Origin of the sequence: Bradyrhizobium sp. BEA-2-5 (genome assembly GCF_032918025.1) — a bacterium.
GTDB lineage: Bacteria > Pseudomonadota > Alphaproteobacteria > Rhizobiales > Xanthobacteraceae > Bradyrhizobium > Bradyrhizobium pachyrhizi.
The window spans coordinates 6,471,551-6,488,036 of the sequence record NZ_CP136629.1; the positions used below are offsets into that span (position 1 = coordinate 6,471,551).

Sequence of the window (16,486 nt, forward strand, 5' to 3'; positions counted from 1 at the left end):
TTGCCCGTGCCCAAGTCAGACCGGGCAACCCGTTTGCGACAAACCGGTTGGTGAAACGCGATGAATTTCAAGATCTCTCTTGCGCAGCGCATCGTCGAGCGGGGGCGACGCGGAGAGCGCATTGAAGAGCATTTGCCGCCACTGGATTCGGGCAATTCACGCACACGCACCATCGCCCTCCAATTAAATTTGCGCACAGGCCGGCAGGCCGCGCTGATCGGTCTCAAGCAGCAGCTCGACGGCATCGAGCACGGTGACAGTCGGCTTGATCGTCGCGAACGAACCGCGCATCACATCGGTGGCGAGCATTGTCATCTCTCCTATTCAACACATGTGTTGGCCGCCATTGATCGACAGCGTCGATCCGGTGATGAACCCTGCTTCGTCGGCAGCAAGAAACGCGACGGCACGGGCAATCTCCTCCGGCTGCCCCAACCGCCCGACCGGGATCTGCGGCAGAATGGAATTCTGCATGACATCAGCCGGCACCGCGGCCACCATCTCGGTGTTGATGTAGCCCGGGCAGATCGCATTGACCGTGATGCCGAACCGCGCGCTTTCGAGCGCCAGTGCACGGGTGAAGCCGAGCTCGGCGGCCTTCGCCGCGGCATAGTTCGTCTGGCCGATCTGGCCCTTCTGCCCATTGATCGACGAGATGTTGATGATCCGGCCGAACCTGCGGGCCCGCATGCCCTCGATGAGTGGCCGGCACATGTTGAACAGCGAATCGAGATCGGTCCGGATGACCGCGTCCCATTGCGGCTTGGTCATTCGATGCAGTGTGGCGTCGCGCACGATACCGGCGTTGTTGACCAGGATGTCGATCGGGCCCAACGCCGCCTCCACCTCGCGGATGCCAGCTGCACAGGCCTGGAAGTTCGCGACATCCCACTGGAATACGGGAATTCCCGTCTGATCCTGAAACGACCACGCGGCTCCCGCATTTCCAGCATAGCAGGCCGCAACCCGGCATCCGGCGGCAGCGAGGGCACGCGAAATCGCGGCGCCAATTCCCCTGCTTCCACCCGTAACCAATGCGACGCGCGCCATGTCGGCTCCTCCAAGCTGGGTACAACATTTGCGCGAAGTACACGCTCGATGAATTGATCTCGCTCAATCAGAATCCACGACCGCGCATGAGGCAGATCAAATTTGTTCACCTCGACCCGTGCTTTGATAGCACTTGCTCTTCCACCCCTTTGGAGAACGGCCCATGTTCAAGAACATCCTGGTCCACATTCCGACGGAGTTGTCGCCACGTCCCGCGGTCGACGGATCGGTTTCGCTCGCGCTCGGCACCGGCGCGCATCTCGACGCAATGGCGATCGGCTACGAGACCGCCAGCGTACCGCTCGTCGTTGAAGGCGGCGCGGCGGTCGCCTCCCTGTTCGAGGCTGAACATGAGCAGGCCCTCGAACGCGCCGAGGTTGCGCTGCGCGTCTTCGATATCGAGGCACGGAATGCGGGGATATCCTACGCGAGCCGCGCCGTGGGTGCGCTCCCCATCGATGCTCGCGAGATGATCTGCGCGAACGCGCGACTGCATGACCTGACCGTGGTGGTGCAGCCGCTGGGCGAATACAACAGCTACGACAACGTGATCCCGCGCGAGCTCTTGTTCCAAGCCGGGGGTCCTGTTCTGTTCATGCCCTATACATTCCACGGCGCGTTCTCGGCGAAGCGTATCGGGATCTGCTGGGATGGCAGCCGGCTTGCCGCCCGCGCCCTGCACGACGCAATGCCGCTGCTGCGCGCAGCCGATGCTCTCACCGTCATCACCATCGATGGCGCCGATCCGATCCCCTCAGAAAGCTCCAGCGACCACTTGGTGCGCTACCTTGCAAAGGAAGGGCTTCCGGCCAAGATCACGTCGTTGCCGGCGTCCAAGTCCGAGGTTCAGTCGATCCTGCTGTCGATCGCGGCGGATGAGAGCCTTGACCTTCTGGTGATGGGCGGATACGGCCACTCCCGCCTGCAGGAAACCCTGCTCGGCGGCGTGACGCGCGACATGCTGCGCGCGATGACCGTCCCGGTCCTGATGTCTCACTAAGCGCGAGCCGAACTGTGAAGCATCCAGCCGGGACATTTCAGAGCCATATCGCTCGTGGCTTCGTGGTCATCAGCGCGATCTGCGCCGCGCTGACTCCAGCCGCTGCGGACCAGGAGCAAGGCCGTCGCCTTGCGCAGCTCTACTGCGCCCGCTGCCATGCAATCGATCGGGTGAGCCCGAGCCCGCTGAGGATAGCACCTCCGTTCCGGACATTGCACGAACGCTATCCGGTCGAGATGCTGCAGGAATCGCTGGCGGAAGGGATCGTCACCGGCCATCCGACCATGCCCCAGTTCAGCTTCGAGCCGGACCAAGTGGGCGACTTCATTCTGTTCTTGAAATCTCTCGAGCGGGGCCAAGCGGACCGTTGAGCCAGGTCAATGCGCGGAACGCACAAAGCCTCATTGTTCAAGCTTCAACACGGAGGTCCGACATGCGTGCGCATCAGATAATGACCAAGCATATCATCGCCGTCAGTCCGCACACGAAGATCCTGGATGCGGCCAATATCATGCTGCGATGTCACCTCAGTGGTCTGCCGGTGATGGACGAAGACGGCACGCTCAGGGGCATGGTGTCCGAGGGAGATTTCCTGGACCGCGCCGAGATCGGCACAGGACACAAGCGCTCGGCATGGCTGGAACTGTTCACCGGCGTGGGTCGCGCTGCGACCGATTTCGTGCACGAGCGCGGCCGCAAGGTTGAGGACGTCATGACCACGACCCCGATCACAGTCGATGAGCAGGCGCCGCTCGACGAGATCGTGCATCTGATGCACAAGCACGCCGTGAAGCGGGTGCCGGTTGTGAAGGGCAAGACCATGGTCGGAATCGTCACCCGGGCGGACATCCTGCAGGCCGTCGCTTCGCTGGCGCGCGAAGTTCCCGATCCGACCGCCGACGACAGCCATATCCGTGAACGGATCCTGCGCGAAATCAACGCCACCGGCTGGCGTCCCGCCGGCTTCCAGGTCTGGGTGCGCAACGGCGCCGTGCATCTGCACGGCCTGATTTTCGATGAACGAGCCCGCCAGGCCGCAATCGTGCTCGCCGAGAACACCTCGGGCGTCAGGGAAGTCCACGATCATCTCTGCTTCGTCGACGGCTACTCCGGCTACTACGTGGAATCGCCGGAAGACGTCAAGGCGGCTAGCTGATCAGATCGAGGAGGCCAACATGGCAATGAGTACACTGCTTGTCGTCACGGCCGTCTGTCTCATCTTCGCGATCTTTGCGCTCGTGCTCGTCTTGACCGATCGCAGCACGACGCGCTGGCGTCAGGAACAGGACCGAGCCAGCACACGCGCTGCCTATCCCGATAAGAACGGGACCTAGCAGCGCTTTTTGCCTCGCGCGCCGAGACACTGATGTCTCGCCGTGCGGCCACCGTTTATTGCTCTGCATTCTCGGAGCTACGTACAAATACGTAAGTGGCTTCTACTTAGGGGAAATATCCAAATTTCCCGATCCAGAAGATGCGATCAATCTGCCTCCATCGATCTTCCCAATCCATGGAGCGTCGCCATGCAGACCCAGAACGCCATTTCTTTCGAGAACAGCCGTCACCCGACCAGCATCCTCAGCCGGCAGGCGCGCGTTGAAGGACCCTTCGGCATGGTTGGGACGCCGATGCGGTTCGCCCGCAACAGCGAAATTTACGGCGAGGACGAGGCCGCGGAATACCTCTATCAGGTCGTTTCCGGCGCGGTCCGAACCTACAAGATTCTGGAAGACGGACGTCGCCAGATCGGCGCATTCTATCTGCCCGGGGATATTTTCGGCTTCGAGGCCGGCGAGACCCATATCTCCTCGGCCGAGGCCGTCTCCGAGACGCGGGTCATCGTGGTCAAGCGCGCCGCGCTCATGGTCCGTGCGACCCACGAAAAGGATCTGGCACGCCAACTCTGGGATGCGACGGCCCAGGAACTGCGTCGCTTCCAGAAGCATCTGATGCTGCTGATCTGCAGCGCCGAAGATCGTGTCGTCGGTTTCCTCCACGACATGGCGCACCGCGCCGTCAAGAATGCGGCGATCGAGCTTCCGATGTCGCGGCAGGATATCGCCGACTATCTCGGTCTGACGATCGAAACGGTATCACGCACCTTTACCCAGCTCGAGCGGAATGGCGTGATCTCCCTTCCGAACTCGCGTCGGGTGGAACTGCGCAACCGCGCGATGTCGAACCGGATCATGGCGGCGTGAGAAGGGCGCGCCAGGCTCCGATAATTAGCCGCAAGTGAGAGGCAAGGAGATGCGGTCGGCCCTGGCGATCACCTTTGGGCAGGACAAACTGCCGCGCTACCAGCTACCCCACGACTCCGCATTTTTCTGCGGCGGTCGGCGAGCCTGATTACCGGACATGGCTCAGGTCGATTCCAACTCAGCGGCCGGCCTCGATCTACCTGCATGTTCCGTTTTGCCGATCAATGTGCTGGTACTGCGGGTGCCACACCTCTATTACCAGGCGCGACGAACCCGTCGCCATTTACGCCGCCGGCCTTCGCACCGAAGCGCATCTCGTTGCGGAAGCGGTCGGTGGGCGATTACCCGTCTCCCACATCCATTTCGGCTGCGGCACTCCGACGATCATGACGCCCGAAACCTTTGCCGACCTCGTCGTCGGGCTGCACGAAAAACGAGTAGCGTAGCGCGTTGGAGATCAGCACCGGAGGTAGGCGACCGCCTACTCGAGTTCTTCGTCAGCATCCGCGGCGGCGTCACCGATGCTACCCAAGAGCGCGGCCGCAAGAGTTTGCGCACGCTAAATAATCTCGAAGTATCGTTGGCGCTCAAAGTCAGTAACTCGATGTTGAATGGCTTCCCACTCCCAACGGCGGGAGCACGAGAAGGCTTCGACAAACCTATCTCCAAATAGATCGATGGCTTTTCGCGATCGCGCAAACCGGCTTGTGGCCTCTAATAAATTTTGGGGAAGCCGCTCGAGGGAACGTTCATTTTCCTCGCTTGCATCACCAACAAACGGAGCTGCTAAGTCAGCATCCTCCTCAATTCCTAGAATGCCGGAGCCGAGGGCACTCGCGAGAGCGAGATATGGATTCACATCTGCGCCACTCAGTCTGTACTCAAGGTGGTGCGCTTCCGAGCCTCCGGGGATGACCCGCACCGCACAGGAGCGATTGTCGACCCCCCAGCTTGGGCAGATTGGAGCCCAAAAGCCGGCGACCAATCTCTTATAGCTATTCACGTTAGGCGCAACCAGCACACAAAACTCCGTCATGTACTTCAGCTGTCCGCCAATGAATTGGCTCATAGTTTCCGAGATGTTCCACCTCGTCTCGCTGTCGTAGAACGCACTGTTGCCATCAGATGACATTGAGATGTGAATATGTCCCGACTGACCCGGCCAATTCTCAGACACTTTGGCCATAAACGAGGCCGTCATCCCTTTCGTCTGCGCCCACGATTTTATCATCGACTTGAATATGACTGCTCGATCAGCTGCATCCAGGGCATCACAATGACGCAGCGACGCCTCAATCACGCCGGGCCCGGTTTCAAAATGAAGCCCACTGAGAGGCGTCCTAGCGTTTTCGCACAACGCTAGGATCTCGTCGAACAGCTCTTCGTTCGCAATGGCCCGCGTCAGTGAGTAACCGAATGGCCCAAGCGTGAAAGGAGCCCATTCATCAAAGGGCTTATTATTGATGGTCTCGGCGCTCTCCTTGAAAAGCATAAACTCAAACTCGAACGCAGCAGTACAGCTATATCCATGGTCAGCTGCTCTTCTTAGGACCTTACGCAGAACACCACGCGGGCAGATGCTCTCATGGGCGCCCACAAACTCAGCTAGGTACAGATCCCGACGATTGGACACGGGACGACCGGTGCGCGACAGAATGCGCAGGTCCGCATCCCCGAACGCTGATGGCGGCCTCTTGGTAAAACTCGCTGGTATCACTCGGTCCGAACAATCCCAGGCAAGCACGGCTTCAGAGAATCTGACGATTTTGTCTCCATTCGAAAGATCCTCAGCCGCGACATGCTTCCCTCGAAGGACACCGTCAAAGTCGCACACTCCAGCCACCGCGACGCGAGCCGTGTTCACGCCAATCCCGATTTCGCTTGGCATTAGTTCTGACCTAGGCTCGCCAGATCGAATACCTCGTCCATCCGCATTGCTCGCAACTTGCGATAGTCACTCTCAAGCTGGTTCAAGTCGTTGTTCACGAGGTACACGATACCCGGTGTTGACGCCAAATCGGTCGTCGGAACCAGATTTTGTCCCACTGGAACGAACGCAATTGCATCCGCGAAACTTGGCAGCTTACGGATTGTTTCGAGCCCCGGATAACCGCGGACAAGACCGCCTACGTCAGAGATGAGCGAGACGCATAGCGCGTGAGCCTTCCGACCGTACGGGCCGCGCTGCCTCATATGTGCAAGAAAGCCAGCAGGATCTGCGTAGCGCCACGCCGTTAGGGTCATGTGATTGTGACCCAATGCCATCGTCCGGGCTTTTCTGGACATTGTCCCTTGGAGCCTCGCACCAAAGTCCACCAGAACCGGCCCCGCCTTGTCGACGATGATCTCCGCATGAGCGGGTCCGTTGACGATCTCGAGCGCTTGCAGCGCACGCATCAAATAGTTGGACAGCTGTTCCACGACTGGATCCTCTCCATCCAGCAAGCGCTCGAGCGAGCAGACCGTTGCTGCGCCCTTTACGGGAACGGTGTCGTAGGTCCAGACCTCCGTGACGAAACTTTCTCCGTCGATCGATACGGCATTTACAGTGTATTGTTGTCCCCTTATCTTCTCCTGCCCAAGAGCAAGGTGATTCAAGGCTCCGACACGATTCGTCTTTCCTACAATGGCACTCGTAGCCCGCTGCACGTCAGCATCAGTCGCGCAGAAAAACACATCCTCCGTACCGGTGCTATTCAGCGGCTTGATTACGATTTCGTCGAAGCTTGCTTGTCGCTTCCAGCTTGTGAAGTCTTCAGCATTACTTGACACCACCTGCCTGATCGATCGCACTCCTGCGGAGGACAACGCTTCAGACAAGCGCGATTTGTCGCGTCTTGCAGCTGACCGGGCGGTTCCATTCGAAGGTAAGCCGAGCCGCTCGGACAACGAGTCCGCCAGCTCAACTCCGGTCTCGCATCCGGCTATAATGAATTCCGTCTCTCGGCATCGAAGCGCCGCCAGATGATATTCGATAAGCTCCTCGTCCCTCATGTGCTCGTCCGGACGAATTAGCTCATCATATGAAGCAGCGTCGAAATGCGAGCGAAAGATCGGAGGAACCTGCGCAGCCGACATCACATGCACCGTTCCAATCCCGTAACGTCTGAACTCCTCCGGCAGGTAACGGCCTGTCGAGTACGCATCGACTATTGCACAATGGCGCTTGTTCATCTGGACCTCCGATACTGGACATAAATGGCGCAAAGGGCGACAGCCGTAATGAGAATATTTCCAATGAAGGTGTATGAAGAGGGCGCAATACGAGCATCGCAATACTGAAACAGAAACGAGATGATCGGAGCCGCGGATAGGACCATGTTTACCGTCATTGGTTCTACGCGGCGGATGCCCTCCTGAATCAGAAGCAAAGGAACAATGATCGTCGATAATGCAACGATCGCGATCGCATACCAACGCTGCGAGACCTCAAGTTCGATTGAGGAGCGATCGACGAAAAGCAGCAGCAACAAAATCGTGCCATAGAAACGATGAGCAAGCACTTGTCGGCCCGACAATCCACGGTCGAACAGCAATTTCATGAGGACATTGGTAAGGGCGAGCGATAGGCCGGCCATGATAGCCACAAAAATGCCGAAGGATGACCGAGGCCCCCATTCGACGCCGGCATTGCCGCTTGCCGAAATCCAAATCATGTAACCCCCGATGAGCGCAACCAACGCACTTACGGCGACGTCCGATTTCGGGGGAAGGCCCTGCTTTCTGATCAGGGCGTTCAGCCACACCGTCGCAGCAGGCCCCAACGCGACCATGAACGTGACGATGATAGCGGGTTCGGCGTATTTCAGTCCGATGAAAAGCCCAACCCAGCTGATTGCGGTGACGACGTTGAGCGACGCCAGGGCTGTAAGCGAGGACTTCGTGATCCTTGGCCGACCGCTTTCGCGCCGAGCCAAAAGGTTGAACGTCAGGCATACCAGAGCAAAGGACAGCAGGAGAGTGCTATAAATATCTGCCTGCTGAAAATACGATGCCGCATAGATGTCGCCTGCCGCACTAACGATGACATAGAGGACGACAAAGAGAACTCCCACGGCGAAACGATGCGCCCCCGTTTGTTCCGTCTGCACGCGCGTGGAATCGAGCGATCCAAGAGCCTTTCTCGAACCGAGTTCGAGAGACTCTTGTTCCGATTTACAAGGAGGACATTTCCCTTGGCGTTTCACAATATCCCTATCGCTTATTTCTCTGGCAGTACGCGACACAAGCCTCTCCGAATGCCTTGAAGATTCGCCTGCTCAAAAGATCGGTAGCCACGTGCCACTCCGGATGCCATTGCACACCAATCTGCAGGGTCGGCGCGCCAATTACGGAAACGGCTTCGACCAAGCCGTCGGCCGTCCAGGCTTCGGGCTTCAGCGCAGAGGCAATTTTTTCTATGCCCTGGTTATGCAACGAGTTGACTTGCGCCTCGGTCGCGCCCGCTATCGGGAAGAGCACACCATCAGACGGTATTGTTACGCAGTGCGCCACATCGTACTGGCGATCCCTTGGGAGAGATGGCTTCTCGGCGTGCATCGCTCCACTCTCCGGCCTCCATTCCGACAGAGACGCATGAAGCGTGCCACCGAAATAGACGTTAAGCTCCTGGAGGCCACGGCAAATGCCCAATATGGGCATCCCGAATGCAACGGCCGCGCCAATGGCTGCCGCGGACAGCCTGTCCCGTGGACGGTCGCGGATGCCAACTTCAACATCGGGTTGATTCGTCGGTGTAGTGGAAGCAGGCGACCGCACGACGGGAGCATCAATATTCGATTCATCTCCAGTCAGCACCAGACCGTCCAGCCTGGACATGATTGGAAGAACGCCATCGATCCCCGCATCTTCGGCATCGATAGTCGGTAGTATCACGTTCGTCACCCCCGCGTAACGAACGAGGGCATGCACGTATTTGCGCCGCAACCAATCGCGGTGCACGCCATCAGCCAAAAGACGGTTTGAGGTGATGCCAACCACGGCTCGGACTAATTCTGCCTGTTGCGAGATCAAGCCAGGTTCTCCCGCGCATTTGCGCCAGCCAGGGACTGCTCATACAGGCGTCGATTTCGCTGCTTTAACTGGGAGATTACGCTCGGCTGACCTTGAGGTCCCTTGACGAATAGCCCTCCCCAAGTTGAAGCAACGCTTGCGTACTGAGGATCCTGCATTCGAATTTTCTGAGCTTTGCGCAAGAGCCAGAAAGGGATGCCGGGCGACAGATGATGCTCTAGGTGGTATTCATCCAAATTCTGCCCGAAGATCGCTCTTTCCAGAAAATTCCCCTTTCGGTTGCGAGTTAGATAGACGTTCTTGGTTTCGGTCTCGCACATGGGCGAGTGCTCGGCGAGCTCGATAAACCAGCCGAGGACCTGAAACGTGGTGAGATAGGGCACGATCCAGAACAGGATGACGAAGTGGAGGATACCAAGAAGATATGACCCGCCCAGTATGGCGAACCAGAACAGATAGAAGCCATACTTATCGACAAGAATGCCCGACCGATCCTGGTCCTCGCTATCTGCTATCGAAAACCGGTTCGTCCAAAGGTACTTCATATACGCGACCGTCGCGCCACCCAGTATCGGCTTCCAGATCATATTGAAGGCGTACCGCCCAGGAGGCTGGACGTCGTAAACACCGCGGGCCAAAAAGAATTTTAGATCAGGATCCTTCTCCGGGTCGCCCAAAAACGGGTGATGCAGATAGACGTGTGAGATCCGGTATGCCCAATGGCGCTGGAACAGAGGATAAGCCGCGAACAGAATCCCCAGGACATAGTTCCAGGTGGTGTTTCTGGCGAGGGTACGATGGGCCGCATCGTGAGCGATTGTCGTCAATCCACGTTGATAGGCACCTATCAGTAGAACAGCGAGCGGATAGAGCCACCAGGAGAAAGAGATCGTCGCGACCACGCAGGCTGCGATTACAGCATAGTCCTTGGCGATATAAGCAGCTCCCGTTATGTTATCTGGTCTCAGCTCGGAGAGCTGCTTGTTGATCTCGCGGCTGAATTGAACCGCCTCATAACGTGACGACCTCAGTTTCCAAGCATCTGCCTGTTTCATGCGAACCCCTTCCTGACAGCTTCAGGTTGTCAGATTGCCGAAAGTGCCTTGTTCAAGTCCTTGATGATGTCGTTGACATCTTCGATGCCGACACAAAGCCGGATCGAGCCACCAAATATGCCGGCGGCTTCGCGCTTTTCCCGTGGGACGGTGGTGTGGGTCGTTGAAACAGGATGTGTCACAAGCGTGCGGGCATCCCCCACGTTTGAAACGTGGTACATCAAGTCGACGTTCTGGATGAACTTGCGTCCGGCTTGTTCGTTCTCGACCTCAAACATGACCATCGCCCCGTGCCCATACTCTGCGTTGAGTGTTTGATCGATGGTTTCTCGATCAGCTCCTTCAAATAGGCCTGGGTAAAAGACGCGACATACTTTTGGATGTTCGTTAAGAGCCTCGGCTACGATCTTCGCGTTTGCGCAATGCTGCTTCATGCGAAGGTGCAGTGTTTCAAGCCCTTGGATCAGTTGAAAGCTTGCAAAGGGGGCGATGGCCGCACCGGTATCGCGCAGCCAAGTCATCCGGGCTTTTAAGAGAAACTCGCTCCGAGCGAGATCCTCGATATCCTGCAACGCGTTGCGCCAGATGATGCCACCGTGGGCGTCGTCAGGGTTGTTGAACAAGGGAAAGCGTGAGCTCCCCCTATAATCGAAAGCGCCGTTGTCAACGATTAGTCCGCCCAGGGTCGTGCCATGGCCGCAAATGTATTTGGTCGCGGAGTACGTCGTAATCGCGGCACCGAGCGCTGATGGACGGCACACGAGCGGCGTTGTCGTATTGTCTACGACCAGGGGCACGCCGTGCTTTCTGCCGATTTCTGCCAGCTGCTTGACGGGAAGCGGAATAAGACATGGATTCGAGATCACCTCTCCGAACAGGCATATTGTGCGATCATCAATGGCACGTTCGAAGGTCTCTGGGTATCGAGGATCTGCCGTCTTAACGCTGATACCGAGACGCCTCAACGTGTTGTGGAGCAGGTTCCACGTATTGCCATATAGGTACGGAGATGCGACGACATTGTCCCCCACTTCGCCACTCGACAAGTTGACGATTGCAAGGAACGTCGCCGCTTGGCCTGATGCAACGGCGAGTGAGTCGCTTCCCATGTCCACAGCGGCATATCTCCTTTCCAGGGCACGGGTCGTCGGATTGATAATCCGCGTATAAGTGAAACCATCGGCCTTTACGTTGTAGACGTCCGCAATATGGTTGAGATCACCGTCGAGTTCGTAAGCCGTATTCTGGTAGATCGGCACTGCCACGGCCTTAGTTGTGGGGTCGCGACGATATCCGGCGTGCAGAACAGCAGTTTCCGTGGAAAATGGGTACCGCGAGGCGGTCGCGATTGAATGCGATGTGTCGGCACGACTCTCGCTAGTCTCCCGGGGTGACGTCCGTCCCGCAAGCCCGGTGCGACCAGACCGAAAATATGTGCGAAAGGCGCACCCCAACTGCTCGATCCAACTGGGTTGAATTTCTCCAATACAGCCAATGCGAAAACTCCGGGTCGGAAGATGGAGCTTCGAATAGACGTACAGATTGTGGGCCGCCAAGTGACAATACAACCGATCGAACGCGACCTGATCCGAAATCCCGGCCGGCGCAGCGAACGCCACGCAGATGGGAGACTGTAAGTTCGTCGCGAGAAGCGGGGTAGCCAAACCGTCGAGTTCGTTGATGACGCGATCTTTTATCTTTTCGTACCTGCGGCGCCTAACGTCGATGCCTTCGTCTCCCAAGATCTCGAGCGCCTTCGTGGCTGCCTGAACGATATGTGTGGGCGGAGTCGATCGCCATTCACCTGTGTCCTCAAACGAGCGCCATTGATCTCTAACGTCGAGCACAAATGATTTCGGTTCTTGAACCGCATTCTCCAGAATTTCGTGAGACGCAATGACATAAGCGAGCCCTGGAGGGCCTTCTATGCACTTGTTGCTCGACGTGACCAAGACGTCTGGCCCGCCACGATTTAGGTCGATGTGGATGCCGCCGAACGAACTCATTGCGTCGACGATGGTCTTGATCCCTCGCTGCCTTGCACCGTCTACGATTGCCTCGAGCGGATTGACGATCCCCGTCGTGGTCTCGCAATGGACAAAGCATAGGTGAGTGATGGCTGGATCTTGGTTCAGACAGGCGGCGATTTCCTGAGGGTCCAAAGCATCGGTGGCTCGCTTGACAAGCTGAACTGCTTGAACACCCCAGAGCCGGAGAATCTTGAGTATGCGCTCACCATAGATGCCGTTTATGCAAACGAGCGGTCGGTCACCCTGCGACACAAATGACGAGAGAGCGGCTTCCATTGCAAAAGAGCCACCTCCCTGAATAGGGACAACCGAGTATCCTTTTGGATTTCCCGACAGATTGAGCATCAACCGCCTCATACGGGCGGTCACTTCCTTGAACTCGAAATCACGCGATGCAAGGTCGAACTGCATCTGCGTTTTGACCGCTGGCGCGAGTGCAAGCGGACCAGGCGTTAACAAAGAACGCTGCCTTGTCACCCCATCCTCCCCTATAGTTGTATTAATCCGCGACTCTGGAGCACCGCCGCGCGAGGCGCCCGGCTCTTCCTGGCTTTGACATCGAGATCCTTGAAGCGATCTGCACCGCGGAGATCATGACGGAAGCACAGGTCAAGACGGCGCCACCATCTCGAGTCGCGAACGAGACAGTCAGCCAATTTGACTGGGTCTGGCCGCTGCCGTTCAGTGAAAAATGGAAGTTCGCCAGCGGTCTTCGCCGGACCATCGCGCGAGGGCACTGAGCCAGCCAGCGAACCCACAACTGCCGCTGCTGACCGCGCTCATCTTACAAGAGCCTAAGAATTGGGACATTCGCACTTTTTGTCACTCGTTAACCGGCTATGTTTGAGATCGTACAACTTGACGCCACGTGCGATTCAACCCCCCTTTCAGCGCGCGTGGGACGAATATTTCCGAATTTGCATGACGTGCGGCCCCGCGCTTCACTAGCCCACGCCTACCGCTGCCAAAGTCGGCCAGCATGACGCCTTTGCGCCTAAACGCAGCTGCCCCGGCAACTCGGATTTGACGGCAAGTCGCAGCGCCTGCGATTTCTCTTCCGTTCTGCGGCGATCAATTCAGGGCTGCAGCGCTGGCGGAGAACGACAGAGGTGCGGCTGTTTTCTTCGTGATGCGGGGCGCTGGACACGCGCCGACAGAAAAGAATGGCCCCGACCGATGCCATGTCGGATCGTCCCCGATTTACCCTCCGATGCCCCTCTAAGAGCCCGCTCCACCCGCAAGGCTCAAGCCAAGGGACCGGTCAGGAGGGCATGCTAACCGATGAATTCACTCGGGCTCCGCTCCAGCGGCGCCTTTCTTTTAAGTCCATGGCCAGCAATTTCCGGCCAGAACCGTCCATTGTGCGCGGGTAACGTCGGCCAAGCCGCGAAGGGCCGTAGAGGCAAGACGGTTGGCTGAAAGCGCTGCCGCCATTGGCAGGCTTGGAGCTACGCAGCGGATCGAGAGCACGCTTTAGATCGCCTCGCCCGGCGCGGGCACCCCACCGATCGTGTCGGTTCGAGCCGCGACATGGACAAGGTCACCGACGGTCGCGGTGTGTCTACTCGCCTGTTGCCGCGACGCGCGGGATCGATGCCGTTAGGATCGAGCCATGCACCCTGACGATGAACTTTTCCCCTTACTGGCGATCGATGCAGGCCAGATATCAGTCGGCACGCGTTATCGGGGCGGCAGCAGCAGCGCGGTGGAAGCGCAGCATCTTCGCGCAGAATAGAATGCCGCGATTGCACAAACGGGGCTCAGCGAGTTTTCGGCAACGGCCGCGACATTATGAAGAGCCGTTCGGCGGCCTTCGGCCAGGTGTCTGTCTTTCGACCTTAAGGCGATAGCTCGAGACCGGCGCCAGGCAGCCCGCGGAAGCGCGGTGCCACGTCTGCCACATCTCACAACCAAGGAGCCCGCCGGCATTCGCGGATGGTATTGAGCAATTTGCCTATTTGCGAGTTTCGGCATCAATCCACTTCTCGGCCGATTCCTTAGGCGCCCTTCTAATCGGAGAAACCTAGAGCGACATAGTGCGTTGCGCGCGAGACGTGCGCCAGCTCAGCAGTCTCGCGCTGCGTCACGCGACCTCCCGTTCACTGGCGTTCTCCAACGGATAACCCAGCAGCCCCGTGGCTGGGCGCTTTTACTTCACGCTCGATAGCCCTGCCGAGCCGCGGCAGTTGCCTGGTGGATTCTGGATGGCCTTTGTAATTTCGTTCTTCACGACAGGCGACCAGGAGCCTCTCAACCTAGGCGCACTCCTCGCTGACGACAATTCCTGCGCCTCGATCGGATGCTCGATAATGCAGATCTCGTCGATGTGTGTCCAATGGCCGCCGCGAAGCCAATGCAGCTCGGAATGTCAGTGCGCATGGAGGAGTCTAGAATTCCGTCGCTGCATCCCCGGGGCGCCCCGTTCGTTCGAATCGTACCAAGTATTCGACCGCTTGAGATTGTCCGCATTCTTGATTCGCGGTAAGGGGAAGCAAACCAAGGATGGAAACCCTGACACACGATGCCGCCAGATTTGTCTAGTCCAGCAAGCGCGATGGGTACAAATTTGGCCGACGGGCAGGAGATGGTCTGCCGTTTCACGTGGGAGATCAGATCCATCAATGCGCGTTTGGAGGAGCTTCGCCAGTTTCGGGCCAATATGCTTGGCGTTACTGGGCCACAATGGACGATCTTGACGGCCTTAGCGGATTTGGAAGGCGAAGACGGAATTCCGGTCAATGTGGTGTCAAAGTTGATGCGCGTAGACGCTTCATTCGTGACGACTCAATCAAAGCTGCTGGAGAAAAAGGGATTGCTTCGACGTAGACCCTCCAAACGCGATGCTCGGGTCGTACAATTGTCGCTAACGGACAAGACTTGCAAGCATCTCATGAGCGTCTCTCCAAAACTGGAAGCACTGGACGAGTTCGTTTTAGCCGAGTTCGGCATTCCGGACTCCCTCGAGCTAGTTAGCAAGCTAGCTGCAGTCAGGCATCGCCTGGAGAGCGCTTGCTTGAAAGCCGCTCTCTGATTCTGAGAATCAATGCATGGTCCTCGGAAATGACGTTGGACTGCGGCAATGTCTGATCTGCCAACCTTCGAAGTTTTATTGAAGCAGCGTGGGCGAAGGTGGTTGTGGTCGGTATGCGCAACCGATGGCACCGTGGTTATGACGGGCTCAGGAAACAGCCGATCTGCCGCAAGCTATGGAGCCAACAGAGCGCTTTTTCTGTTGCTGCTGAGCGCGCCATATCGCTCGGGACTTTCGACTGGAACAAGTCTGAGCTAATCCGCAGGCTCGTTTCTAGGCGCCCGCTTTCTACCGAGCTCTAAAGCTATCACGATCAGCGGCGAACGACCTGCTTGAAAGTCGTTCCCGTCTGGAGGACCGCGGGATGGTCAGCGTTCGGCACTTGTCAGAAGGCCACCGCGCCCAGCACATGGCTCAGCACGTCCACCGGGCCCGCCAAATCTGCACCGACATTCCCCTAACACGACCAGTTCACGTAGAAGGCCTTCGTCGATAGAGAAAGAATGTCGACGCGTTGCGACGCTTCGGGCCAAGAACGTGTACAGCGGATTCGGCATATGCACTGTTAGGCGACCGACGAGCCAGACGATTTCTAGGCCGCGACGAAAGGGACGGTACGATAACCGCCCCATACCGCTCCATATCCAAGCGGATCAGAGTCGCTGGCAAGCGGCATGAAGCCCGACATCACTACGCCTAAACAAACGGTGCGCAGGACCTGGCAGAATTGGGGTCGGGGACCATCTCACCGGCAATTGCAAAGCTCGAAGAGCGTTCAAGGGCGGCCTGTCAGCCGCCCTACTCTGCGAGTTTTGGTACCGCTTTAGTAAGCTATCGCTGATGACCGAGGCCGATCCCGAGATGTAAGGCCTTCTGACGCAGCGCACCGATCGTGCGTTTGGTCACCTTTGATATTTTTATGACCGGAGTCCGGGCCTTCGAATGGGCCTTGAGCTCCTTGATATCTTCTTTGGTCCACTCGCGCCGCTTGATGCGTTTCTTCGTTACTTTCTTCACCCTGAATGCTCCTTGTGAGAGGGCGGCTTGTAACACAGTTTTTTCGGAGCGACGACCTTAAAAGTGCCACTCACAGGAACTCGTGCAGA

Annotated in this window: 15 protein-coding genes; 6 read left to right on the forward strand and 9 right to left on the reverse strand. The window is 57.8% G+C overall.

Features of this window, described 5'->3' with window-relative positions:
* Positions 1-183: 183 nt before the first annotated feature.
* Together RX327_RS30550 and phbB are read right to left on the reverse strand one after the other, a co-directional pair.
* The gene (locus RX327_RS30550) at positions 184-309 is read right to left on the reverse strand and encodes a hypothetical protein (RefSeq protein WP_317248010.1); all 126 of its coding nucleotides are present in this window, start codon (positions 307-309) and stop codon (positions 184-186) included.
* 15 nt (positions 310-324) lie between these two features.
* A complete protein-coding gene (gene phbB, locus RX327_RS30555; RefSeq protein WP_317248011.1) occupies positions 325-1,050 on the reverse strand; it encodes an acetoacetyl-CoA reductase in 726 nt (241 codons plus the stop codon).
* Positions 1,051-1,213: 163 nt separating this feature from the next.
* Here phbB and RX327_RS30560 point away from each other — a divergent pair, with 163 nt between their 5' ends.
* From RX327_RS30560 to RX327_RS30580, 5 genes are all read left to right on the forward strand, one after another.
* The gene (locus RX327_RS30560) at positions 1,214-2,050 is read left to right on the forward strand and encodes a universal stress protein (RefSeq protein ID WP_225162992.1); all 837 of its coding nucleotides are present in this window, start codon (positions 1,214-1,216) and stop codon (positions 2,048-2,050) included.
* Positions 2,051-2,112: 62 nt separating this feature from the next.
* Positions 2,113-2,421, forward strand: a complete 309-nt coding sequence (locus tag RX327_RS30565; protein WP_225644107.1) for a c-type cytochrome — start codon at positions 2,113-2,115, stop codon at positions 2,419-2,421.
* A 62-nt stretch (positions 2,422-2,483) separates the two neighbouring features.
* Positions 2,484-3,206, forward strand: a complete 723-nt coding sequence (locus tag RX327_RS30570; protein WP_283088134.1) for a CBS domain-containing protein — start codon at positions 2,484-2,486, stop codon at positions 3,204-3,206.
* Positions 3,207-3,225: 19 nt separating this feature from the next.
* Positions 3,226-3,384, forward strand: coding sequence for a hypothetical protein (locus RX327_RS30575; RefSeq protein WP_225643913.1), 159 nt, complete (start codon positions 3,226-3,228; stop codon positions 3,382-3,384).
* Between the two features lie 42 nt (positions 3,385-3,426).
* Positions 3,427-4,251, forward strand: a complete 825-nt coding sequence (locus RX327_RS30580) for a helix-turn-helix domain-containing protein (RefSeq protein ID WP_317248013.1) — start codon at positions 3,427-3,429, stop codon at positions 4,249-4,251.
* Positions 4,252-4,810: 559 nt separating this feature from the next.
* Here the strand turns inward: RX327_RS30580 and RX327_RS30585 are convergent.
* The 6 genes from RX327_RS30585 to RX327_RS30610 are packed head-to-tail and all read right to left on the reverse strand — an operon-like array spanning position 4,811 to position 12,760.
* Complete coding sequence (locus RX327_RS30585) at positions 4,811-6,139, reverse strand: glutamine synthetase (protein ID WP_317248014.1); 1,329 nt, start codon at positions 6,137-6,139, stop codon at positions 4,811-4,813.
* Entirely contained in the window at positions 6,139-7,425 is a 1,287-nt protein-coding gene (locus tag RX327_RS30590; RefSeq protein WP_317248015.1) for an ATP-grasp domain-containing protein, read from the reverse strand. Before RX327_RS30590 ends, RX327_RS30585 begins: the two co-directional genes overlap by 1 nt.
* Positions 7,422-8,477: a DMT family transporter gene (locus RX327_RS30595; RefSeq protein ID WP_317248016.1), complete on the reverse strand. Its 1,056-nt coding sequence runs from the start codon at positions 8,475-8,477 to the stop codon at positions 7,422-7,424. The genes RX327_RS30590 and RX327_RS30595 overlap by 4 nt, the downstream gene beginning before the upstream one ends.
* Entirely contained in the window at positions 8,446-9,264 is an 819-nt protein-coding gene (locus RX327_RS30600; protein ID WP_317248017.1) for a gamma-glutamyl-gamma-aminobutyrate hydrolase family protein, read from the reverse strand. The genes RX327_RS30595 and RX327_RS30600 overlap by 32 nt, the downstream gene beginning before the upstream one ends.
* A complete protein-coding gene (gene rtxC, locus RX327_RS30605) occupies positions 9,261-10,319 on the reverse strand; it encodes a dhydrorhizobitoxine desaturase (protein ID WP_283088141.1) in 1,059 nt (352 codons plus the stop codon). Before rtxC ends, RX327_RS30600 begins: the two co-directional genes overlap by 4 nt.
* Before the next feature lie 29 nt (positions 10,320-10,348).
* Complete coding sequence (locus tag RX327_RS30610) at positions 10,349-12,760, reverse strand: 2-aminoethylphosphonate--pyruvate transaminase (protein ID WP_410712204.1); 2,412 nt, start codon at positions 12,758-12,760, stop codon at positions 10,349-10,351.
* Between the two features lie 2,143 nt (positions 12,761-14,903).
* On the opposite strand from RX327_RS30610, the gene RX327_RS30615 reads away from it, so the two are divergent.
* Positions 14,904-15,380 (forward strand): MarR family winged helix-turn-helix transcriptional regulator, encoded by a 477-nt coding sequence (locus tag RX327_RS30615; protein ID WP_410712097.1) that lies wholly within the window; start codon positions 14,904-14,906, stop codon positions 15,378-15,380.
* A gap of 831 nt (positions 15,381-16,211) precedes the next feature.
* Here RX327_RS30615 and RX327_RS30620 read toward each other — a convergent pair.
* The gene (locus tag RX327_RS30620) at positions 16,212-16,397 is read right to left on the reverse strand and encodes a hypothetical protein (protein ID WP_083633112.1); all 186 of its coding nucleotides are present in this window, start codon (positions 16,395-16,397) and stop codon (positions 16,212-16,214) included.
* Positions 16,398-16,486: the final 89 nt, after the last annotated feature.

What these genes read in the sequence shown, in the direction of transcription:
- RX327_RS30570 (WP_283088134.1), top strand. Translation starts at nt 2,484, where the DNA reads ATGCGTGCGCATCAGATAATGACCAAGCATATCATCGCCGTCAGTCCG.
- phbB (WP_317248011.1), bottom strand. Translation starts at nt 1,050, where the DNA reads ATGGCGCGCGTCGCATTGGTTACGGGTGGAAGCAGGGGAATTGGCGCC.
- RX327_RS30590 (WP_317248015.1), bottom strand. Translation starts at nt 7,425, where the DNA reads ATGAACAAGCGCCATTGTGCAATAGTCGATGCGTACTCGACAGGCCGT.
- RX327_RS30615 (WP_410712097.1), top strand. Translation starts at nt 14,904, where the DNA reads ATGGGTACAAATTTGGCCGACGGGCAGGAGATGGTCTGCCGTTTCACG.
- RX327_RS30560 (WP_225162992.1), top strand. Translation starts at nt 1,214, where the DNA reads ATGTTCAAGAACATCCTGGTCCACATTCCGACGGAGTTGTCGCCACGT.
- rtxC (WP_283088141.1), bottom strand. Translation starts at nt 10,319, where the DNA reads ATGAAACAGGCAGATGCTTGGAAACTGAGGTCGTCACGTTATGAGGCG.
- RX327_RS30610 (WP_410712204.1), bottom strand. Translation starts at nt 12,760, where the DNA reads ATGCAGTTCGACCTTGCATCGCGTGATTTCGAGTTCAAGGAAGTGACC.
- RX327_RS30585 (WP_317248014.1), bottom strand. Translation starts at nt 6,139, where the DNA reads ATGCCAAGCGAAATCGGGATTGGCGTGAACACGGCTCGCGTCGCGGTG.
- RX327_RS30550 (WP_317248010.1), bottom strand. Translation starts at nt 309, where the DNA reads ATGCTCGCCACCGATGTGATGCGCGGTTCGTTCGCGACGATCAAGCCG.
- RX327_RS30575 (WP_225643913.1), top strand. Translation starts at nt 3,226, where the DNA reads ATGGCAATGAGTACACTGCTTGTCGTCACGGCCGTCTGTCTCATCTTC.